Annotated in this window: 22 protein-coding genes and 1 tRNA gene; 15 read left to right on the top strand and 8 right to left on the bottom strand. The window is 48.1% G+C overall.

The window, feature by feature from the left end:
* Window positions 1-141: 141 nt before the first annotated feature.
* Window positions 142-3,216, bottom strand: a complete 3,075-nt coding sequence (locus FEK46_RS18990; protein WP_135560150.1) for a TrlF family AAA-like ATPase — start codon at window positions 3,214-3,216, stop codon at window positions 142-144.
* A gap of 274 nt (window positions 3,217-3,490) precedes the next feature.
* Here FEK46_RS18990 and FEK46_RS18995 point away from each other — a divergent pair, with 274 nt between their 5' ends.
* The 13 genes from FEK46_RS18995 (at window position 3,491) to FEK46_RS19055 (ending at window position 11,455) form a co-directional block, all read left to right on the top strand.
* A complete protein-coding gene (locus FEK46_RS18995; RefSeq protein ID WP_135560149.1) occupies window positions 3,491-4,354 on the top strand; it encodes a GTPase family protein in 864 nt (287 codons plus the stop codon).
* Between the two features lie 93 nt (window positions 4,355-4,447).
* Window positions 4,448-5,272: a DUF932 domain-containing protein gene (locus FEK46_RS19000; RefSeq protein ID WP_135560148.1), complete on the top strand. Its 825-nt coding sequence runs from the start codon at window positions 4,448-4,450 to the stop codon at window positions 5,270-5,272.
* Between the two features lie 208 nt (window positions 5,273-5,480).
* On the top strand, window positions 5,481-6,191 hold the full coding sequence (locus tag FEK46_RS19005; RefSeq protein ID WP_135560147.1) for a DeoR family transcriptional regulator: 711 nt from the start codon (window positions 5,481-5,483) through the stop codon (window positions 6,189-6,191).
* Between the two features lie 25 nt (window positions 6,192-6,216).
* A complete protein-coding gene (locus FEK46_RS19010) occupies window positions 6,217-6,753 on the top strand; it encodes a DUF4339 domain-containing protein (RefSeq protein WP_135560146.1) in 537 nt (178 codons plus the stop codon).
* Window positions 6,754-6,793: 40 nt separating this feature from the next.
* The gene (locus FEK46_RS19015) at window positions 6,794-7,231 is read left to right on the top strand and encodes a hypothetical protein (protein WP_097512819.1); all 438 of its coding nucleotides are present in this window, start codon (window positions 6,794-6,796) and stop codon (window positions 7,229-7,231) included.
* Between the two features lie 66 nt (window positions 7,232-7,297).
* On the top strand, window positions 7,298-7,708 hold the full coding sequence (locus tag FEK46_RS19020) for a hypothetical protein (RefSeq protein WP_103766790.1): 411 nt from the start codon (window positions 7,298-7,300) through the stop codon (window positions 7,706-7,708).
* A gap of 77 nt (window positions 7,709-7,785) precedes the next feature.
* The gene (locus FEK46_RS19025; RefSeq protein WP_135560145.1) at window positions 7,786-8,022 is read left to right on the top strand and encodes a DUF905 domain-containing protein; all 237 of its coding nucleotides are present in this window, start codon (window positions 7,786-7,788) and stop codon (window positions 8,020-8,022) included.
* 85 nt (window positions 8,023-8,107) lie between these two features.
* Window positions 8,108-8,566 (top strand): antirestriction protein, encoded by a 459-nt coding sequence (locus FEK46_RS19030; protein WP_135560144.1) that lies wholly within the window; start codon window positions 8,108-8,110, stop codon window positions 8,564-8,566.
* 15 nt (window positions 8,567-8,581) lie between these two features.
* Window positions 8,582-9,058, top strand: a complete 477-nt coding sequence (locus tag FEK46_RS19035; protein WP_135560143.1) for a RadC family protein — start codon at window positions 8,582-8,584, stop codon at window positions 9,056-9,058.
* A gap of 8 nt (window positions 9,059-9,066) precedes the next feature.
* Entirely contained in the window at window positions 9,067-9,288 is a 222-nt protein-coding gene (locus FEK46_RS19040) for a DUF987 domain-containing protein (RefSeq protein WP_112880232.1), read from the top strand.
* A gap of 18 nt (window positions 9,289-9,306) precedes the next feature.
* Window positions 9,307-9,624 (top strand): type IV toxin-antitoxin system YeeU family antitoxin, encoded by a 318-nt coding sequence (locus FEK46_RS19045; RefSeq protein ID WP_097569205.1) that lies wholly within the window; start codon window positions 9,307-9,309, stop codon window positions 9,622-9,624.
* 19 nt (window positions 9,625-9,643) lie between these two features.
* A complete protein-coding gene (locus tag FEK46_RS19050; RefSeq protein WP_097569206.1) occupies window positions 9,644-9,985 on the top strand; it encodes a TA system toxin CbtA family protein in 342 nt (113 codons plus the stop codon).
* A gap of 399 nt (window positions 9,986-10,384) precedes the next feature.
* On the top strand, window positions 10,385-11,455 hold the full coding sequence (locus FEK46_RS19055; protein WP_016248355.1) for a DNA cytosine methyltransferase: 1,071 nt from the start codon (window positions 10,385-10,387) through the stop codon (window positions 11,453-11,455).
* On the opposite strand, the gene FEK46_RS19060 is transcribed toward FEK46_RS19055, so the two are convergent.
* Window positions 11,434-12,093, bottom strand: coding sequence for an HNH endonuclease signature motif containing protein (locus FEK46_RS19060; RefSeq protein ID WP_016248354.1), 660 nt, complete (start codon window positions 12,091-12,093; stop codon window positions 11,434-11,436). The genes FEK46_RS19055 and FEK46_RS19060 overlap by 22 nt on opposite strands.
* A gap of 520 nt (window positions 12,094-12,613) precedes the next feature.
* On the opposite strand from FEK46_RS19060, the gene FEK46_RS19065 reads away from it, so the two are divergent.
* A complete protein-coding gene (locus FEK46_RS19065) occupies window positions 12,614-13,816 on the top strand; it encodes a hypothetical protein (RefSeq protein WP_112880236.1) in 1,203 nt (400 codons plus the stop codon).
* Window positions 13,817-14,138: 322 nt separating this feature from the next.
* On the opposite strand, the gene FEK46_RS19070 is transcribed toward FEK46_RS19065, so the two are convergent.
* From FEK46_RS19070 to proB, 3 genes are all read right to left on the bottom strand, one after another.
* Window positions 14,139-14,214, bottom strand: a tRNA-Thr gene (locus FEK46_RS19070).
* Window positions 14,215-14,328: 114 nt separating this feature from the next.
* A complete protein-coding gene (proA, locus tag FEK46_RS19075) occupies window positions 14,329-15,582 on the bottom strand; it encodes a glutamate-5-semialdehyde dehydrogenase (RefSeq protein ID WP_135560142.1) in 1,254 nt (417 codons plus the stop codon).
* 11 nt (window positions 15,583-15,593) lie between these two features.
* Window positions 15,594-16,697: a glutamate 5-kinase gene (gene proB / locus FEK46_RS19080; RefSeq protein WP_001285288.1), complete on the bottom strand. Its 1,104-nt coding sequence runs from the start codon at window positions 16,695-16,697 to the stop codon at window positions 15,594-15,596.
* Window positions 16,698-16,984: 287 nt separating this feature from the next.
* On the opposite strand from proB, the gene phoE reads away from it, so the two are divergent.
* Complete coding sequence (gene phoE, locus FEK46_RS19085) at window positions 16,985-18,040, top strand: phosphoporin PhoE (RefSeq protein ID WP_062883175.1); 1,056 nt, start codon at window positions 16,985-16,987, stop codon at window positions 18,038-18,040.
* A 100-nt stretch (window positions 18,041-18,140) separates the two neighbouring features.
* On the opposite strand, the gene crl is transcribed toward phoE, so the two are convergent.
* The 3 genes from crl to gpt form a co-directional block, all read right to left on the bottom strand.
* On the bottom strand, window positions 18,141-18,542 hold the full coding sequence (crl, locus tag FEK46_RS19090; RefSeq protein WP_130209675.1) for a sigma factor-binding protein Crl: 402 nt from the start codon (window positions 18,540-18,542) through the stop codon (window positions 18,141-18,143).
* 57 nt (window positions 18,543-18,599) lie between these two features.
* A complete protein-coding gene (gene frsA / locus FEK46_RS19095) occupies window positions 18,600-19,844 on the bottom strand; it encodes an esterase FrsA (RefSeq protein WP_130209677.1) in 1,245 nt (414 codons plus the stop codon).
* 92 nt (window positions 19,845-19,936) lie between these two features.
* On the bottom strand, window positions 19,937-20,395 hold the full coding sequence (gene gpt, locus FEK46_RS19100; RefSeq protein ID WP_001291990.1) for a xanthine phosphoribosyltransferase: 459 nt from the start codon (window positions 20,393-20,395) through the stop codon (window positions 19,937-19,939).
* Window positions 20,396-20,490: the final 95 nt, after the last annotated feature.

Consider the following 20,490-nt stretch of genomic DNA (forward strand, 5'->3'; position numbering starts at 1 on the left):
ATAAGCACTTATATCATTCCATAATATAAATCCGAATATCATAAAAGATATTATTGATTTATCGCACTGCCAATGTGCCCCCGGTAACTTCGAAAGAAACTGCCCATCTAAAACTTATAGATGGGCAGTTTTATGCAAACATCACATATACTTCATTCTACGATTATCAAATGCAGGCATAGTTCCTTCAAGAACATCAACCACTTTGTTATTAATTACGCTACACTCAATAGCTCCTGGGGTATATGTTATTTTGTGCCCCTTTGTGCGATCAAACTCACAATGGATAATTTGCTCTGCATCACAAACAACTGCAAGATTCGGATTATGTGTAACCATAATAATCTGTCGTTTTTGCTTTGCTTCCGTTAAAACAGGTACAAGCAGGCTAACAATAGTTTCATTGTCAAGATTCTCTTCAGGCTGGTCCAGAATTATTGGTGTATTTCCTTTATCCACAAGCAGATAGAAAATCAGAAGTAAGGCCCCTCTTTGTCCAGGAGACAATTGTCCTATTTGAGCATCTTGAAACATTAATGTATATCTTGGCTCAAGGTACTCTAAGCCAAAAATAAGGTCATAAACTTCATTAGCTGTACGATCTTTGCGTAACAATGAAGCTACACCAACTGGATTCTTAGAAGAACTCTCTAGTTTTCTGTGCAATTCCTGGACAAACATGAGTAAAGATTCTTGGTCATTTAAATCATGTCGATCCATAAGGTCTTTAATTACTGAAAGACTCTCTGATTCGCCCCTAAATTCACCCGACGCTTGCTTAACAATGGAAAATAATCTATTTGAAATTAGATCTGCAGTGCTACTTAGTTCAGCTCTAAATTGTAGTTTGTATTCATCACGGATAAGAATATTATTTTGAATAAGTGATTGTACTGGTTCGAAAAGGGTTTCACGATTCTCTTTTTGCTCATTAAGAATTGTAAAAATTTTTCGAGTCAAATCGTTTCGTTTCTCATGTAATTCTAATCGTTGACTTGGAAGTTGCTCCAGTTTAGATATTCTATGCTTGATACCTTCGAGTGTATCTGGATCATCTTTGTTTCCTAATAATGCTGCATGTTTCTCACCCCAAGCTTTGAGCTGTTCTTTAAACAACTGGTATGCTTGTTGTGGGGCATTCAACTGTGCATTTAGTGGAGCTTTTTTCTCCAAAATTAATTGTTTACTAGCCACTTGGGTTAATTGACGTTCTTTGATTTCTTTTTCACGAAGTGAACCAGCATCGTCTAATGCAGAGAGAGTTTTTTCATCAACATCAACTCTAACTAAACTCTCTATATCCAAACCAAGGAGTTTAGCATCTGAATCAAACTCTGACACAAATTGATTAACTGCACGTTTGACGATTTCAAAACCAGCCTTAATATTCTTGCTTGCTTTTCTCTTTCCGGCTAACTTTGTAAGTTCTTCTAGGTCTGATTCTTGCTGCTTCTGTAACTTTTCTAATTCTTGATTGATGTTTGATAGCTGTTCAGATATTTGTTGTTGTTCCTGTGTAAGCTCATTAGATGGTTCAGGAACTTCTTCTGGCTTTGCTTTGATCAACTCTTCCAGTAATCTAACTTTTTGAGCCAACATTTCATCAAGTGCTTTTTTTGCTTCATCGGTCATTTGGCTCTCAATAAACATTACTTGTTCATTGAGTTTATGCATCTCACTACGATAGCTTTCTAGTTGGCTTCGAAGAGAGCTCTCCTGCTTTTCTATCAGATCTTCAAAATCATGAGCACCTAAGCGTATAGATTCATCTGCATGTGAGAAGATTACAGATCTTAGTTCTTTTTCAAATGCATCTGATTGGCCCGATACATGAGCATTACACAACTCTTCAAAATGGCCTTGTGGAATGTATTTTATTAATTCAACATTTTCAGTTGCTGGATTATCATTAAGGTTTTTTGTTAACTCTTTTTCATCACTCCATACTATTTTTGCATTGAAGTGACGTGCTGGCTCACCTGTTTTTCCTCTAAATCGATTTTCCTTTAGGAAGGAAAAATGATGACTTTGTTTAGAGTTACCAAGCAACGCTGCAATATCAGCCAATGCACTTTTACCACTACCTTTATTACCAATAATAGCGACTAAATCGTGATTTAAATGTATATCCGTATTGTCGAGCCAGGATTCATTGATTGATGAATCAATTGATTTTTTAACTTCTAGCTTTTCAATAAATAGACTTCTGTTTTCGCTTACTAATTTCCGTTTTTTAGGAATAGCACCAATAAATGAACGTTTTGCTGGTTCTCTTATTGCTTGCATTAATCCGTCAAATGTTGGATTAGCCTTTATCCATGTTGCCTTTCCTGAAGGGTAGTCACCATATCCTCGGCGATCATTGTTACCAGGTTCTCCAACAAAGCAGTGAGCATCACTCCCTGAAATAGCAAGTCTAGGTTTATTATTTAAAGCCTTTTGAAAAGCATCAAACCACCTTTCATTTTCAGGGACCTTTACACCAGCGAAAGCTGCCCACGTAGCATAATCCCTTGTTTCAAATATTGGTGATGTCTTGAAAAGAGTTAATGCGAATGCATAATGCGCGTTACGCTCAATTTCAGTAAGCCCATCATTGGTATCAAATGGCATGTACCCAATAGCTTGATTTTTGCTGACACTGTTAATTGCTTTTTGATAACTCTCACATGTAACCTCGGCTATTATTGAACCAGCCTTGAGAGCATCAGCATCAGATTGAAGAATCTTTTGTTGGTTGAGACTATGATGCCGCAATTTATCTGGTGCAGCCTCCCTAGCTATTTGGATTAAGGCTGAATCTGATAATGACTTATTTATTAGAGCAACCTCTAGTTTACTCTTGAAATCAATAAGCTCCTGATCTGGTATATGATCAGAAAAAAGAACGTGAGCATTTAGCCTTCCACGCATTGGCGCCATCAACCGCAATTCAATTCCAGGAAAAACGGTTTTTTCTAGCTTGGGGGCATCTTCTTGCGTCAATCGATGTTTTAACGCAAACCATCCATCAAAGGTCCAATAATCCATAATCGCAAATGCGATTGGTTCTGCTGCATTCATAGCATTGATCATTGCATCCACTAGTGGGGCGTTCTCTGGTGAGCGTGGATCTGACTTAAATCTCGGGCCATTCCAATGAAAAGATGCTGGAGTGTGAATATGTAAATCCCACTTATGCCATTCTGAACCCCGGGGATACTGGCTACTAACCATTTGCTTTTCCTTGTCATCAATAGAATTGGGCGAACGAACACAACCCAATACCTCTTGAAATTCAGTAAAAAGGGATATCAGGCTCAATTATTTTAACCAAATTCAATATGTTATCAACAGAATGATACTCTAGGATATCTTGAATAAGATCAACATCATATATGAATCCATTCTAAAAACATTAAGATATATATCATTCCCCTGAACATTTCCTTTTAAACGGTAAAACCATTTGGTTTTACCGTTTTATGTTTTACTTTTCAGCGGAGTTGAGATGAAAAAAATTGAAGGTCTACTTGACCTGCAGGACTCGCTTTCCGACCTGCCGCAATGGGCATCGGAGCGTATTCTGCAGCAGATAAACCAGCTTACTCACTACGAGCCTGTGATCGGCATTATGGGTAAAACCGGGGCAGGAAAATCGTCGTTGTGCAATGCCCTGTTTGCCAGTGAGGTTTCACCGGTTAGCGATGTAGTCGCCTGCACACGCGTCCCCTTACAATTTAGCCTGCAAGTGGGCGAGAGCGTTATGACCCTTGTTGATCTACCAGGCGTGGGGGAAAGTAGTTTGCGCGATACTGAATACGCCGCCCTGTATCGCGAACAACTTCCCCGGCTCGACCTGGTACTGTGGCTGATTAAGGCTGATGATCGGGCGCTGGGGGTGGATGAACAATTTTACCATCAGGTAATTGGGGAGGCTTACCGACATAAGGTGCTGTTTGTTATCAGTCAGTCGGATAAGGCTGAACCCACCAGCGGCGGTGATAAGCTCTCCAGGGAGCAAAAGCAGAACATCAGTCGCAAAATCTGCTTGCTGCATGAGTTATTCCAACCAGTAAATCCGATCTGTGCGGTGTCGGTTCGTCTGCATTGGGGACTGCGGGTGATGGCAGAGCGTATGATTCGTTGCCTTCCGCGTGAGGCCAGTAGCCCGGTAGCGGTACAGCTTAGTGCTCCTCTTCGTACCGATGCCGTTAATAAAAAAGCCCGTGACGATTTTGGTGAAACAGTAGGCTCGGTACTGGACACTGTAAGTTCCCTGCCACTCATACCGGCCCCGGTTCGGACAGTTATCCAGTCTGTACGCAACATCGTGGTATCAGTCGCCCGTGCAGTCTGGGATTTCTTCTTCTGAACATTAACCATTCCAACCCGTAGTTTCCTGAGCCCTGCCGCGATTTTGCGGCGGGGCTTTTTGTATGTATTTTCCATCATGAGGAGTCTGCTTATGACCCGTCTGGCTTCGCGCTTTGGCGCAGCAAATCTTATCCGTCGTGACCGGCCGTTAACCCGTGAAGAGTTGTATCGCGTGGTACCCAGTGTGTTCAGTGAGGAGAAGCATGCGTCCCGGAGTGCCCGGTATACCTGGATACCAACAATTACTGTACTTGAAAACCTGCAGCGCGAAGGCTTTCAGCCGTTCTTTGCCTGCCAGACTCGAGTACCTGACCCAGGGCGTCGCGAGCATACAAAGCACATGCTGCGCCTGCGTCGGGAGGGGCAGATTACCGGTAAGCAGGTCCCGGAAATTATTCTGCTCAATTCTCACGACGGCTCCAGCTCGTATCAGATGCTACCGGGATTATTCCGTGCGGTATGCCAGAACGGACTCGTCTGCGGTGAGTCGTTTGGCGAGGTGCGTGTGCCGCACAAAGGGGATGTGGTGAGTCAGGTGATCGAAGGAGCGTATGAAGTGCTGGGGATTTTTGACCGTGTGGAAGAGAAGCGGGATGCCATGCAGTCGCTGATGCTGACGCCACCTGCACAACAGGCTCTGGCACAGGCTGCACTGACGTACCGTTTCGGTGAGGACCACCAGCCGGTGACAGCACCTCAGATACTCTCCCCACGCCGCTGGCAGGATGAGAGCAATGATCTGTGGACCACATACCAGCGTATTCAGGAGAACCTGATTAAGGGCGGGCTCAGTGGTCGGAGTGCAAAAGGTGGGCGAACGCATACCCGCGCCGTGCGTGGTATCGACGGAGATGTGAAGCTCAACCGGGCTCTCTGGGTGATAGCGGAAGCGATGCTGAGTGGGTTTCAGTCCTGAGCTTGTTATCAGTATGTTGGGAAAGGACACTCCCTGTCCGTTTTACCACCATTGGATTGAGTGTTTTATCACCGTATTTCACGGTGTGCCGCGTCGGGCCTGCCTCCGGTGGCAGAGAAAAAATAGTTCATTCCGTGTCCATACCCTGTCCGCCCCCCTCTTTAGAATCATTTCATATTCAGTCAGTTAATTATTACGGAGATTCGAGATGACACAGGCAGAGCGCCGTCACGACCGGCTGGCTGTCAGGCTGTCACTGATAATCAGCCGCCTGGTTGCCGGTGAAACGCTGAACATGACGCGACTTGCTGCAGAGTTTGGTGTGTCAGTCCGTACCCTGCGACGGGATTTTCGTGAACGGCTGCTGTACCTCGACCTTGAGTATCGACGGGGGCAATGCCGCCTGCGTAGCACCGGTGGGGGCGTACAGGGCGAGCTCGATGCGCTGACCTTCGCGCACCGGGCCGGACTGGCCGATATTTTTCCGGGGCTGGACCGGCGTCTGGCGGGCATGCTGCTCACTGCAGGAGGGATGCCGTGCCTGGTGTGGCAGCCGCCACAGACTATATCACCGTCCATCTCACTGGTGTTCTACCGTCTTGTCAGTGCCATTACCGCCTGCAAGCGGGTACTGCTGCTGGCCGAGGGAGAGCGCTGTGACGGGCTGGCCCCGTACCGCCTGATATCACTCGACGGCTGCTGGTACCTCACTGGTGAACTTAACGGGCATATCACCGTGCACCCTCTGGCGACCATCCATGCGGTGACAGTCCTGAACACCACTTTTACCCCGCGAAAACGTCTCAGCCAGTTAACCACACAGGCGGGCTTTATCCGGGCTCTTCCGCACTTCAGCTGTATTCGTGAAGTCCTGTCTCCTGGGCCCTCTGAGGAGGAGCAGGGCAACACACTGATTTAATTACCTCTGTTAAGAAGGAAAAACAATGACCTGGCATTACGAGAAAAATGGCATACGTCACGACAATGTGACCGAAGACGACATCACTGGCCTGATTGCGCGCGGTGAACTCACCGCTGCCACGCTGGTGTGGCGACAGGGCATGACAGACTGGCAACCGGTCTCCGCCACCCCGCTGGCTTCAGCGCTGCTCCACAGCACTACACCACCAGCGCTGCCGGGGAACCGCATTCCGGGTGCAGTGGTATGGACGCTGGCATTTGCTCCCTTCATTGGTTATGCGCTCGAGCTGTGGACTGCAGGGCTGAACGGAATGTCTTTTGACGAGGCATATGAGGCTGTCTCGGGCGGGCAGTACTGGTTTATCACGCTGCTGCTCAATATCGCTCTGGGGTATCTCGATGAACGACGCCTGCGTAAGGCCGGAGTGGACACCGCCACGTTCGGCAAACTGGCCTGGCTGGTGCCGTTCTATCTGTGGCGTCGGGCGAAAAACCTCGGTCAGAAACCGGCTTACTTCTGGGTATGGCTTGTGATGCTGGCACTGACTGTATGGGCCTGAATCACCGCTACCTGATACTTCCCTGTTAAGGACCAACGTAATGAAAACACTGATTAAAATACTGGGCATTACCGGCAGCCTTCTGCTTTGTGCAGGGGCTCAGGCCCAGCCCTATAACCGGACGCTACCTGCTGTCGTCAATGACAACAACGGGAATATTTTCTGGTGTGATGCGCATCGTCAGGTTACCGGAAAATGCGAAGCCATGTCTGTTGACCGTCAGGGCGGGATGGTCACGGTGCGTTCAGCACCTTTTAAAGACTGCGAAGGCGGCCTGTGGGGCTGGATAACTATCATGCGCAACGATGTGTCGAAGGGATTCACCATTACTCCGGACAAGAAGTTCGGTCTCACCGTAAAAGACCTGTGCCGTCCGGGCACAGTAGTGACCTTTATGCCCAACCAGAAGAAGCCGGAATATGACGACCTGGTGGCGTTGTACCAGGGCAAAGAGCTGTTTCGCTACCGGCGCTTCTGATAACACCCGATACCTACCTCCCTCATTTTGCCCGACAGCGGGCTGGATTAATTCAGGAAGAAAACCATGCTGAAAATAATGACCTCTGCTGTACCCGCTCTCATTCTGTCACTTGCCGCATTCAGTGCCGGTGCCGCTCAACTTCCGGCAAGCCTGATGGATAAAGACAATCCCGGCCAGGAGTACTGGTGCCAGGGAAACGACATCAACACCTCCATGTGCTCACTGACCGGTGTCAGCGACGACCATAAATTTGCCCTGATTCAGGACCTGCCGGGCCCGGCCTGTGAGGACTTAAGCTTCGGGATTATTGATCTGGTGCGTCAGACCGGCGTCAACATTCCTTACGATGGTGGTGACTGTAAGGGCGATGTGCAGGCCGGTTTTGTGCGAGGCACGAAAGATAATGCCCTGTATGTGAAAATTGTCCGGGGCAGTAAAACCCTGCGGCTGTATAAGGTACAAACCGGTTACTGACAATCACCCGACACCTGCATACTCCCAAAGCCCCTGACGCGTCTGCGTCAGGGGCTTTTGCTTTTAAGGTACACCGAATGTCTGAATCTCATATGTTGCCACCGGGACCGTTCACCCGACAGCAGGCTGAAGCGGTTACCTGCCGGTATAAAAATATCGCTATTGAAGATGACCAGTGCAGCCACTTCCGCCTGGTGGTTCGAGACTCTGAAGGTCGAATGGTCTGGCGGGCGTGGTGCTTTGAACCTGATGCCGGTGAAGGGCTTAACCGTTATATCCGCAAGTCAGGCATCCTCAGAGCATCCTCCTCCTGACCACACCCATTCATCATCCCTGCATGCCCTTTATTTCCCATACGCCAGCCATCGTCGCTGGCGTTTTTATTGACGGAGAATATCCATGACGACACAAACTAAACGCGAATTGATGTCCGCTAATGAACCTCAATTTGACCTCACTGCAACACCAGTACCTGACGAACAGCGCCTCGATTTCTGGCCGCTGTATTTTGGCGCTATTCCGCAGTGGATAACGCTGGAACCCCGTATTTTCGGCTGGATGGAGCGCTTCTGTGATGAGTACAGCGGTGGTATCTGGTCCTTTTACACGCTCAGCAATGGCGGTGCGTTTATGGCCCCTGATGCTGACGGTGGTGATAAATGGCATCTGTTCAACAGCATGAACGGTAATGGTGCGGAAATGAGTGTGGAAGCCGCAGGTATCGCGGTCTGCCTGATTGAATACAGCCATCACGCCTGTCGTACAGAATGTGACGCAATGACCGCACACTATTATCGCTTGCGGGACTATGCCCTGCAGCATCCTGAAGCTCACTCCATTCTGCGTATCATCGACTGAACGGAGGAACAACGGATGAAACAGCTCTCCTTTTTACCCGGCGAGATGACGCCACAGGACCGGCGTCTCATTCAGCGGGCGCTCAGGATTCTGGACCGGCATCTGCATGAGCCCGGGGTAGCCTTCACCTCCACTCACGCCGTTCGGGAGTGGTTGCGACTGCATATGGCCGCACTTGAGCGGGAAGAGTTCCGGGTGCTGTATCTGGATAATCAGAACCAGCTTATCGCCCATGAGACGCTCTTTAGTGGCACGATTAACCGCACCGAGGTTCATCCCCGGGAAGTGGTCAAACGTGCACTGCACTTCAATGCGGCGGCGGTGATACTGGCGCATAACCATCCTTCCGGCGAGACGACGCCCAGCCAGGCTGACAAAGCCCTCACGCAGCGACTGACTCAGGTACTTCAACTGGTGGATATCCGTGTCCCTGACCATCTGATTGTTGGTGGCAGGCAAATCTATTCGTTCGCAGGACACGGTCTGCTGTGAGGTATTACATGAAAATTATCAGTAAACGCCGGGCAATGACGATATACCGCCAGCATCCTGAGTCCCGAATCTTTCGCTACTGCACCGGAAAATATCAGTGGCACGGTAGCGTCTGTCATTACACCGGTCAGGTGGTTCCTGACATTCCCGGTGTGCTGGCGGTATACGCCCAACGCCGCCAGGACCGCAACGGACCGTATGCCTGCCTGATGAGTATCACCCTGAACTGACAATAAAAGAGGTTATAAATGAGCAACACCACATGGGGCCTGCAGCGGGATATCACGCCGCGCCTGGGAGCCCGCCTTGTGCAGGAGGGGAACCGGCTGCATTACCTGGCTGACCGGGCCAGCATCATCGGTAAGTTCAGTGACGCCGAATGCCGGAAACTGGATGAAACTTTCCCGCACTTTATCAGCCAGATGGAATTGATGCTGATCACCGGTGAACTGAATCCCCGACATGCCCACTGCGTCAACCTGTACCACAATGGTTTCACCTGCGAAGCCGATACCCTTGGTAGTTGCGGCTACGCATACATCGCTGTTTATCCCACTCAACGCTAACTAATTCACGAGAGCAAGCATGAAAACTCTACCTGCTACAATTTCGCGGGCGGCGAAGCCCTGTCTGTCGCCCGTAGCTGTCTGGCAAATGCTACTGACACGCCTGCTGGAACAGCACTATGGCCTGACACTGAACGACACGCCGTTCAGTGATAAAACAGTTATTAAGGAACATATTGATGCCGGAATTACCCTGGCCGATGCAGTCAACTTCTTGGTAGATAAGTACGAACTGGTTCGTATCGATCGCAGAGGGTTCTACTGTCGGGAACAATCACCCTATCTTCGAGCGGTAGATATCCTGCGAGCACGACAGGCAACTGGCTTGTTACGACGAAGCCAAAGTGACCTAGGAGGCTGAATTCTACGAGCAGCATTCCCAATCTTCATCACTAATCTTTCTTCTTTATTTACTCCTTGCATAATGCGTCCGCTACTTACAGTGGACGCAATACATCATACGGACAGAACATCATGTAAACAGATAGTAGTTTTTTTCGTGCTCAGTTGAGGCATTTTACTCAACCAGCATTAGACAATGCTTATCTGATCCAGATGATGCCCATAGTACTAATGAATTTTAGTCCTCTGATAAATCGAGGATTCCAAAACAAAGTAGTAGATTGCCTTGTCATACAGTAATCAAGTAACTAAGCTGACCGGTTCAATGGCGACGATACTGCTTGTTTTGTACAATTTGTTGCGTAATGGTCTCTGATCAGATAAATATACAACTGTTTTTATATACAGGTTTAATGGCATGTTACAATATACATCTGTAGAGATTTGTGCAGGGGCAGGAGGTCAAGCTCTAGGGTTACATAACGCTGGCTTCGCTCACCGCGCACTCGTCGAGATTGATCCAGCAGCCTGCGAAACTCTTCGCCTCAACAATAACCTCCATTCTTTAGGTTGGGGAGATATCATAGAGGGTTGCGTTAAGCATTTTGCTGAACACACTGCATATAATTTTTCTGATGTTGACTTGGTTGCAGGGGGAGTGCCCTGCCCACCATTCTCAAAAGCAGGGAAGCAACTTGGCAAAGATGATGAACGTGATTTGTTTCCGACAGCGCTCAAAATTGTGAACACTATTAAGCCAAAAGCAGTAATGATTGAAAATGTTTCAGGTTTGTTAGACCCAAAGTTTAAACAATATCGGCAAGAACTAGATCATGCTTTCTCTGCAATGGGTTATAAGACCTTTTGGAAACTTCATAATGCTTCTGATTACGGAGTTCCTCAGCTTCGCCCACGTGTTCTTTTAGTCGCATTGCGTGGTGAATATGCAGCTCATTTTCATTGGCCGAGTGAAACGTTGATACCGCCGACTGTGGGTGATGCCCTCTTTGACTTAATGTCAATGGGAGGTTGGGAAGGAGCTGAAGCCTGGAGAAAGGCAGCAGATAATATAGCTCCTACACTTGTTGGCGGTTCCCATAAGCATGGGGGGCCAGATCTTGGCCCGACAAGAGCCAAAAGATCCTGGCAAGCGCTTGGAGTCAATGGACATTCCATAGCGGATAATGGCCCTGAAAAGGGGTTTATCGGGTATGTTGGAAGAGACGGAAAGGTTCGGGCTGGTTTTGAAAATATGCCTCGTTTGACTGTAAGAATGGCTGCACGAATCCAAGGTTTCCCCGACTGGTGGAAATTCTCTGGTAAAAAAACAGCTGCTTATCGTCAAGTCGGTAACGCTTTCCCCCCCCCTGTTGCCGAGGCAACAGGAAGGCAAATCCGTAAAGCACTCGAAGCTGTTGACATCATGAAAAAACAACAGTTGGCGTTACCACTCGAGTCAAATGATATTCAGAGCTTGCGTATTGCGTAGGCAACGATTTCGTCTAATGAAATCCCATTTGCATCGGCTAGCTGCTGAGCTTTTCTTAAAGCAGCTTCTGGCAGATGGAGCATTGTAGTAATCCCGAACTTTTCAGGGAATGCCCATGAGCATGTGTAACAATCATCAGTACACCCCTCACATGCTCTTCTCTTACCTACGTTGCAATTGTGGCAAAGAGCTTGCCAATTGGTTAACTCATTTCCACCACCACGTGACAAAGGTATTTTGTGATCCGCTTGTAGCCCCCTGACCCCACCTGCAACAGTTTTACCACATGTTGCACATGTATTGCTGTGGTTAGAAAATAAACCGGATCGTTGTGATTCTGTCAGGTATTCCCTTTCCATTGGTGGGGCAATCATACTTGATTTCAGCCGCCAAGCATGCCCCGAGAACTCCGCAATGTACGAGCTTTCGAGATCACAGCCTAGTTCATCTCGCAATTCTCTTGTTCGTCTATCGAAGTACTTTTGCCCTGTCAGTTCCAGTAGTTCTATTGATGAGACCCAAGGTTTAGGAAAATCAATATCATCCGAGCCCCATAATCTCTTCAGGATAGTCAACTTGACTTCACTCAATCGCTTTTTTTTAGGTAACGCTGACAAATAATTTTCGAATAATTCCATGCTATCTCTCGAAAGAAACCTTAATCTCGCAAGGGATTACACCACACATGGAAGTAGACAGGGAAGGGCTATCTTAAAATCAGCCATATAGAGCGACAATCAACAAAACGACATGTATTGGGATCAGTTTGGGAAACGGAAAATCTTGTATGTTTAGCTCGTTATTTAACCACACCAGCCCATAAGGGATTGATTTAGCGCCAGTGGCTATCGGTTTTAAATTATCGTCTTGGCAGCATCGCGTTTAGGTTATCCGGTTAGGGAAAAGCCACTCCAAATGCCATATAGCGGGGGAGTACACCCTATTGCGATAACACCACCCGTTCAAAAACGGGCATACCGTACAATAATTCTCGATCTCTAAACCGCCCCTAGGTAAGTCAGGCCTCACGTCGTGAAAGCATAGTTGCAGTAAGGTAGAATTACAGCCTAATCAGAAAGATGAAGGTGAGGAAGGATGAACATCTGCAAATGCTTCAAATGCGATACCTGCGGTACATTGATCGATTGCAGGATTGGCATGTCCAACAGAGAAGTACAACCATTTCAGTTTGCTTGCCCGGTATGTGAGGAATGTATTTCTTTCATTATTGGCCATCCGGATGGAACGTTAAAAGGGGCAGAGGACATTGTTGATTTTGATGGGCCATTTAAAGGGGAAAACCCATTTGTCGATTTGCATCTAGATTTCCCTGCCTACTTTGGCAAGTACGAAATGGGGAAAACGACATTCATACGGGTTGTCAGTGAACTTGGTGAAGACGCATATTATCATCTTGCTCAACGCCTTGAGGTATTGAATCGCCTTCTTCCGATGCAAAGAGACTTGCAGCGCATTATTACCCAGTACAAACGTGGCGACATCGATAAGTTAGATGGGATCTGCAACAAGATACCCGGGGTTACATTGCGTTCTCATAAAAAACAAGACGTATTGGCCGCGTTGTACTCAGCTACTTCAATCATGTCATCCCCTTTTACTATTCATGAGCAAAACGAAGAGCTTTCTAATGAACTACCTGGTCTTTATCAATGGCTTCACGCGCATCATCATGACAAAACTGTCGCTTATATTGATGAGATTCTGGCAAATAATTTCCTCCAAAATCTGCATCAAGACTGCCTTAGTCTTTACCCTAAAATCATCGAGTTAGATCTGCCATTTCGCGCGACGTTCTTTTATGACTACGTTAAAGAGGGGGAGTACAACCCGGTTGCTGCAAGGATTTCAACAACAGATTTTGATACCTGTAACAACTTTTATAAAGACTTAGCAGAAGTGTTTTCTAGGCAGTTGATCTTATTGGCGGGGCTTAACAATCTTCTGCATCGCGGTGATCACAATGAATTTGAACCCTCTTTGAAAGTGACGAGAAGGAATGAGCCGCGCCGGGAGGCTGTTTCATTGAATGCTTTTGCCGATGCCGACCTGGGAACCAAACTCCAGTTTATTGATAAATGCTTCTACAAGATTGATGAAACGGCAATTGATAATCGACTAAGAAACGGGATAGCCCATTACAAATATGAGTACAAGGAGTCTACTCAGGTCATCACGTATTACCCTTTCAAAGAAGGGATGAATAGAGAGAAAGCACAAGAAATTACGTTCATTGAATTCATTCGTAAGTCACTGCTTTTATTTAGAGAAGTTCACAACTTGAATCATCTGATCAAGACAACGCTTTACTACTGTGTGTTGGTATTGAAAAAGGATTTCTGATGTAGGATTGGTTAAATAACACCCTAAATGTGCTAGATTTTCCGTTTCCAAACCGCCTCCTGTATAGGCCTGTTAAGCTGCTATTCTTGCTGCCTAAGCAAGAATAGCAGCTTAACATTTCGTGCATATCACTAAAAATGTCCGACATCAATATCTGGAACATCGTTTCATCAAGATGAAAAAATCAACAAGACTGAACCAATCAGATATACGGATGTTCTATTGTTGATGTACGTTTACGAAAATTACTTACACATGCAGTTACACGAAAAAATTCATGATGCAGACAAAGAGGGGTGTTAATCGTAACTAATTGATTTAATGGTGCCGATAATAGGAGTCGAACCTACGACCTTCGCATTACGAATGCGCTGCTCTACCAACTGAGCTATATCGGCCCTGAAAGGACATGTTCACGAACGTGAATCACGGTGGACAAGGTTAAAACTAACCGGGCGATGCGTCAATGGCCTTGTGAATCAAATGGCTACTTTTGCATCACCCGATTTTATTTACGCACGAATGGTGTAATCACCAATGCCGATCCACTTGTAGGTGGTCAGTGCTTCCAGCCCCATTGGGCCGCGCGCGTGCAGTTTTTGCGTGCTTACCGCGACTTCCGCGCCCAGACCAAACTGGCCGCCGTCGGTAAAACGCGTAGAGGCGTTAACGTAAACAGCGGAGGAATCCACTTCGTTAACAAAACGCTGGGCGTTGCGCATATCGCGGGTCAGGATCGCATCGGAGTGTTGCGTGCCATGCTCGCGAATATGGGCAATGGCGTCGTCCAGATCGCTGACGATTTTAACGTTCAAATCTAATGACAGAAACTCATCGTCATACTCTTCGGCTTTAACAGCAACCACCTTCGCAGGGCCTGGCTGCAACTGTGCCATTGCGGCAGCATCTGCGTGTAATGTCACGCTGCTTTCCGCCATTTGTTTGCTTAATGCGGGCAGGAAGCTATCGGCGATGTTTTTATTCACCAGCAACGTTTCTACCGTATTACATGTGCTCGGACGCTGAGTTTTCGCGTTGACGATTACTTTCAGGGCTTCAGCGATCTCTGCACTTTCATCAACGTAAATATGGCATACGCCTATACCGCCTGTGATCACCGGGATTGTCGACTGTTCGCGGCATAGCTTATGCAGACCAGCGCCGCCGCGCGGGATCAGCATGTCGATGTATTTATCCATACGCAGCATTTCACTGACCAACGCGCGGTCAGGATTATCAATTGCCTGTACTGCACCTGCCGGTAAACCGCAGGATTTCAGGGCGTCCTGAATCACCGCCACCGTTGCAGCGTTAGTGCGGCAGGTTTCTTTGCCGCCACGCAGGATCACCGCGTTACCCGTTTTCAGGCACAGCGAAGCAACATCGACCGTCACGTTCGGGCGCGCTTCATAAATCACGCCAATCACCCCCAGCGGCACGCGACGACGCTCCAGACGCAGGCCGCTGTCCAGCATGCCGCCATCGATTACCTGCCCCACCGGATCGGCGAGGTTACACACCTGGCGCACATCATCGGCAATGCCTTTCAGCCGTGCGGGCGTCAGTGCCAGACGGTCAAGCATCGCTTCGCTAAGGCCGTTGGCACGCGCGTCAGCAACATCCTGCGCGTTAGCGTTGAGAATGATTTCGCTTTGTGCTTCCAGTTCATCGGCGATTTTTTCCAGCACGCGATTTTTTTCGCGGCTGGAGAGTTGTGCTAATTTATACGAGGCTTGCTTCGCGGCAATGCCCATTTGTTCCAGCATCGGCCTGCTCCTTAACGGGTAATCATGTCATCACGGTGAACGGCTACCGGGCCGTATTCATATCCCAGTATTGCATCAATTTCTTGCGAGTGGTGTCCGGCAATGCGGCGCAATGCATCGCTGTTGTAACGACTGACGCCGTGGGCGATATCGCGGCCTTCAAGGTTGCAAATGCGGATGACTTCACCACGCGAGAAATTGCCAGTCACGCTCTTAATGCCTTTCGGCAACAGGGAGCTGCCGCGTTCAAGAATGGCGGCGGTTGCCCCTTCATCTACCGTGATTTCACCCGCCGGCGGCGCACCGAAAATCCAGCGTTTACGGTTTTCAAGCGGAGTCGCCTGGGCATGGAACAGCGTACCGACGGAAATACCTTCCATCACATCACCAATGACGCCCGGCTTGCTGCCCGCGGCAATAATGGTGTCGATACCCGCACGGCAAGCCACGTCAGCGGCCTGCAATTTAGTGCTCATGCCGCCGGTTCCAAGACCTGAAACGCTATCACCGGCAATCGCGCGCAGTGCGTCATCAATGCCGTAAACATCTTTAATCAGTTCTGCCTGCGGATTGCTGCGCGGGTCAGCGGTATACAAACCTTTTTGATCGGTCAGCAGCAACAGTTTATCGGCACCCGCCAGAATCGCCGCCAGAGCAGAAAGGTTGTCGTTGTCACCAACTTTAATTTCTGCCGTAGCGACAGCATCGTTCTCATTAATTACTGGAACGATGTTGTTATCGAGCAGCGCACGCAGGGTGTCGCGGGCGTTCAGGAAGCGTTCACGGTCTTCCATATCAGCACGAGTCAGCAGCATCTGCCCGACGTGAATGCCATAAATCGAAAACAGCTGTTCCCACAGTTGAATCAGTCGACTCTGCCCTACCGCCGCCAGCAGTTGTTTTGAGGCAATAGTCGCTGGCAGTTCCGGGTAACCCAGGTGCTCACGTCCGGCGGCAATCGCGCCCGACGTCACAATGACTATCCGATGCCCGGCGGCATGTAACTGCGCGCACTGGCGAACAAGTTCAACGATATGGGCACGGTTCAGGCGGCGCGATCCACCTGTTAGCACACTGGTGCCGAGTTTTACCACCAGCGTCTGGCTGTCACTCATGATTCTCTGCCATTCAATTTTAGGAAAAATGATATCAAACGAACGTTTTAGCAGGACTGTCGTCGGTTGCCAACCATCTGCGAGCAAAGCATAGCGTTTTGTTGCGCGGGATCAGCAAGCGTAACGGCAGTTGTTTACGCTTTTATTACAGATTTAATAAATTAGCACATTTTAAGAATATTATTAAGCTGTAATATATCTTTAACAATCTCAGGTTAAAAACTTTCCTGTTTTCAACGGGACTCTCCCGCTGAATATTCGCGCGTAAATTAAAATCAGGAAAGAAAATGAAAAAGAGCACTCTGGCATTAGTGGTGATGGGTATTGTGGCATCTGCATCCGTACAGGCCGCAGAAGTATATAACAAAGACGGTAATAAACTGGATGTCTATGGCAAAGTTAAAGCCATGCATTATATGAGTGATAATGACAGTAAAGATGGCGACCAGAGTTATATCCGTTTTGGCTTTAAAGGCGAAACACAAATTAACGATCAACTGACTGGTTATGGGCGTTGGGAAGCAGAGTTTGCCGGAAATAAAGCGGAGAGTGATACCGCACAGCAAAAAACGCGACTCGCTTTTGCCGGGTTGAAATATAAAGATTTGGGTTCTTTCGATTATGGTCGTAACCTGGGCGCGTTGTATGACGTGGAAGCCTGGACCGATATGTTCCCGGAATTTGGTGGCGACTCCTCCGCACAGACCGATAACTTTATGACCAAACGCGCCAGCGGGCTGGCGACTTATCGTAACACCGACTTTTTCGGCGTTATCGATGGCTTGAATTTAACCTTGCAATATCAAGGAAAAAACGAAAACCGCGATGTGAAAAAGCAGAATGGCGATGGCTTCGGCACCTCGTTAACCTATGACTTTGGCGGCAGCGATTTCGCCATCAGTGGGGCCTATACCAACTCCGATCGCACCAACGAGCAGAACCTGCAAAGCCGTGGCACAGGCAAGCGTGCAGAAGCATGGGCAACAGGTCTGAAATATGATGCTAATAATATTTATCTGGCAACTTTCTATTCTGAAACGCGCAAAATGACGCCAATCTCTGGCGGCTTTGCCAATAAGACGCAGAACTTTGAAGCGGTCGCACAATATCAATTCGACTTTGGTCTGCGTCCATCACTGGGTTACGTCTTATCGAAAGGGAAAGATATTGAAGGCATCGGCGATGAAGATCTGGTCAATTACATCGATGTCGGTGCTACGTATTATTTCAACAAAAATATGTCAGCGTTTGTTGATTATAAAATCAATCAGCTGGATAGCGATAATAAGCTGAATATCAACAATGATGATATTGTCGCGGTTGGCATGACCTATCAGTTTTAATGAATATTGCCGGATGCGGCGTGAACGCCTTATCCGGCCTACGAAAACCAATATTTCAGGCCGGAATAGATGCGTAAACATCACATCCGGCACATTTCATTCACGCCGTTAACTTCACCGGCTCGTCACGAAAATCATCCGCCGGTTCCAGTTTCAGATTCAACGTCACCAACAGTTCACGCAGCTTCTCGTGAAACTCACGCAAGGTATACTCCAGCCGCTCTACCACTTCGGCATCTTTTACCGGAACACTCGTCCAGTCGCCTGCTTTATCGAACAGACCAAACTGATAGCTGTATGTAAAACGGGATTCCTGCGCTTCCAGTTCCATCCACCAGCCCCAGAACTCACGCACTTCCGGCGCGGGTTTCACGTTGACGCATACAGCCAGACAATCGAAAAAGAATCGATTATCTTCGCACTTACCTTCACGAATATACGGGCCTAGTGCGGTAAATTTTTTGATCAATCTGCTTTTCGGGTGTCCACTCGGTAACGTCATTGCGATCTCCTGTTGTGATGCAACTGTTTTACCAAATTGACAAAATTTAGCAAATTTTTAACACAATCGCTTTTCGATCCAGTTGGTGATTTCCTGAAGCGCCTTGTCAAAATTCCGATACACGGGGTTAAGCGGAATCTCTAACAATTTACCATCCGCAGATGACGACGTGATTAAGCGTGAATCCTCTTCCGGGCTGAACGGATCGTTCTTCCAGTACCCTGATAACATTGGCGTTGGGCAACGACGTCCCAGCAATCCTTGCACTTTTAATGAATAGCGATTCAGCTCAACACGCAATGCTTCATCAGAAGCATCATGCATTCCCAGTCGGCTCGCCAGAACGTCAAGATACATTTCCGGCACTTGTTGCTGGCACTTAAAATCACTCAGCAAGGTGTGAACCACCGGGCCAAGACAGGCCACCGCTTTCAAACGTGATGCCTCGAGATAAGCCAGGCGTACAGCAACGTTAGCACCGAAACGAAAACCAAAGGCGGCAACGCGAGTGTGATCTACCCATGGAACGTTAGGCAGCGCCTTTAAGACATGTTGGTGCAGCAGGCTGGAATCCTGGGTGAGTTTCCATTTTGAGGAAAAACCGACTGAAGGCATATCAATAGTCAGCATCGCAATGCCGCGCGGTGCAAAATAGCGCTCATAAAGGGAGTAATAGTCGGTTTGCATCGCATCCAGACCACCACACATTAATACTGTCGGGAATGGACCATCACCTTTTGGCATATGCAAAAAGCCAGTGATGGGCGCGCCCCCCGGAACGGTAAACTCCATTTGCCGCATTGTTCCAGGCAGACGTTGCGCAGCTTCTTCATACGCGCGATTTGACAACGCCTGTACCTGTTCAGCCAGATCATCGCCCTTCAAGTGCGGATAGGCGGCAATATTGTACAACGTAGCTGCGTGCAGCCAGTGACGCCCGCTGAGTTGCGGATCTTCTTCCGCACAGGCTTTCTGTTGCCACACCATCGCCTGGGTGGCCCACTCGTAAATCCAGTTGCCGCCACGGTAGCCAATCACCGTATCGTATAAATCATTGTCGGTGCGTTCAGCATCGCTCATCACAATGCGCGCCTGAACGTCGAGGATTTCACGCGGATCAACACCGCGCCAGATCCACATCAGGCGGTTAATCATGCGATACCAATGAGGAATATTTTTGCCATCAAGGGCCGACTGCACCGACGGTTGCGCACCGTGGTTAAAACGGCGGACTAGCGTCGAGGTTTCAGGATGTTTAAAGCGGGGTTTGAACAGGGTTTCGCTCAGGTTAGCCTGTGTCATGGATGCAACCTCCAGGAATACTTACTGGAAGCTATTGTAACCTGCCTGACGTTAAAAAGAACAACGCCCGGCAGTGCCAGGCGTTGAAAAGATTAGCGACCGGAGATTGGCGGGACGAATACGACGCCCATATCCCACGGTTGCTCAATCCAGGTATCTTGTGGGATATCAACCACATAATCATCAACCAGCGGGCGACCAGCCGGTTTCGCGAAGATAGTCACAAAGTGTGCTTTAGGATACATTTCACGAATCGCAACCGCAGTACCACCGGTATCTACCAGGTCATCAATGACGATAAAGCCTTCACCGTCACCTTCTGCGCGTTTCAGTACTTTCAGTTCGCGCTGGTTGTCGTGATCGTAGCTGGAAATACATACGGTATCGACATGACGAATACCCAGTTCACGCGCCAGTAACGCACCCGGTACCAGACCGCCACGGCTTACGGCAATAATGCCTTTCCATTGTTCAGAAGGCATCAGTCGGCTTGCGAGTTTACGTGCATGGATCTGCAACATGTCCCAGGTGACGATGTATTTTTCGCTCATGTGAAGTGTCCCAGCCTGTTTATCTACGGCTTAAAAAGCGTTCGAGGGGAAAATAGGTTGCGCGAGATTATAGAGATCTGGCGCACTAAAAACCA

The organism is Escherichia sp. E4736, from assembly GCF_005781225.1.
GTDB lineage: Bacteria > Pseudomonadota > Gammaproteobacteria > Enterobacterales > Enterobacteriaceae > Escherichia.

Excerpts from the sequence above, each read along its gene's own strand:
- FEK46_RS18995 (WP_135560149.1), top strand. The coding sequence starts at position 3,491 with ATGAAAAAAATTGAAGGTCTACTTGACCTGCAGGACTCGCTTTCCGAC.
- crl (WP_130209675.1), bottom strand. The coding sequence starts at position 18,542 with ATGACGTTACCGAGTGGACACCCGAAAAGCAGATTGATCAAAAAATTT.
- FEK46_RS19000 (WP_135560148.1), top strand. The coding sequence starts at position 4,448 with ATGACCCGTCTGGCTTCGCGCTTTGGCGCAGCAAATCTTATCCGTCGT.
- FEK46_RS19065 (WP_112880236.1), top strand. The coding sequence starts at position 12,614 with ATGTCCAACAGAGAAGTACAACCATTTCAGTTTGCTTGCCCGGTATGT.
- FEK46_RS19040 (WP_112880232.1), top strand. The coding sequence starts at position 9,067 with ATGAAAATTATCAGTAAACGCCGGGCAATGACGATATACCGCCAGCAT.
- FEK46_RS19060 (WP_016248354.1), bottom strand. The coding sequence starts at position 12,093 with ATGGAATTATTCGAAAATTATTTGTCAGCGTTACCTAAAAAAAAGCGA.
- gpt (WP_001291990.1), bottom strand. The coding sequence starts at position 20,395 with ATGAGCGAAAAATACATCGTCACCTGGGACATGTTGCAGATCCATGCA.
- frsA (WP_130209677.1), bottom strand. The coding sequence starts at position 19,844 with ATGACACAGGCTAACCTGAGCGAAACCCTGTTCAAACCCCGCTTTAAA.
- FEK46_RS19045 (WP_097569205.1), top strand. The coding sequence starts at position 9,307 with ATGAGCAACACCACATGGGGCCTGCAGCGGGATATCACGCCGCGCCTG.
- proB (WP_001285288.1), bottom strand. The coding sequence starts at position 16,697 with ATGAGTGACAGCCAGACGCTGGTGGTAAAACTCGGCACCAGTGTGCTA.
- FEK46_RS19050 (WP_097569206.1), top strand. The coding sequence starts at position 9,644 with ATGAAAACTCTACCTGCTACAATTTCGCGGGCGGCGAAGCCCTGTCTG.
- FEK46_RS19015 (WP_097512819.1), top strand. The coding sequence starts at position 6,794 with ATGAAAACACTGATTAAAATACTGGGCATTACCGGCAGCCTTCTGCTT.
- FEK46_RS19030 (WP_135560144.1), top strand. The coding sequence starts at position 8,108 with ATGACGACACAAACTAAACGCGAATTGATGTCCGCTAATGAACCTCAA.
- FEK46_RS19020 (WP_103766790.1), top strand. The coding sequence starts at position 7,298 with ATGCTGAAAATAATGACCTCTGCTGTACCCGCTCTCATTCTGTCACTT.
- FEK46_RS19025 (WP_135560145.1), top strand. The coding sequence starts at position 7,786 with ATGTCTGAATCTCATATGTTGCCACCGGGACCGTTCACCCGACAGCAG.
- FEK46_RS18990 (WP_135560150.1), bottom strand. The coding sequence starts at position 3,216 with ATGGTTAGTAGCCAGTATCCCCGGGGTTCAGAATGGCATAAGTGGGAT.
- FEK46_RS19035 (WP_135560143.1), top strand. The coding sequence starts at position 8,582 with ATGAAACAGCTCTCCTTTTTACCCGGCGAGATGACGCCACAGGACCGG.
- phoE (WP_062883175.1), top strand. The coding sequence starts at position 16,985 with ATGAAAAAGAGCACTCTGGCATTAGTGGTGATGGGTATTGTGGCATCT.
- FEK46_RS19055 (WP_016248355.1), top strand. The coding sequence starts at position 10,385 with ATGTTACAATATACATCTGTAGAGATTTGTGCAGGGGCAGGAGGTCAA.
- FEK46_RS19005 (WP_135560147.1), top strand. The coding sequence starts at position 5,481 with ATGACACAGGCAGAGCGCCGTCACGACCGGCTGGCTGTCAGGCTGTCA.
- FEK46_RS19010 (WP_135560146.1), top strand. The coding sequence starts at position 6,217 with ATGACCTGGCATTACGAGAAAAATGGCATACGTCACGACAATGTGACC.
- proA (WP_135560142.1), bottom strand. The coding sequence starts at position 15,582 with ATGCTGGAACAAATGGGCATTGCCGCGAAGCAAGCCTCGTATAAATTA.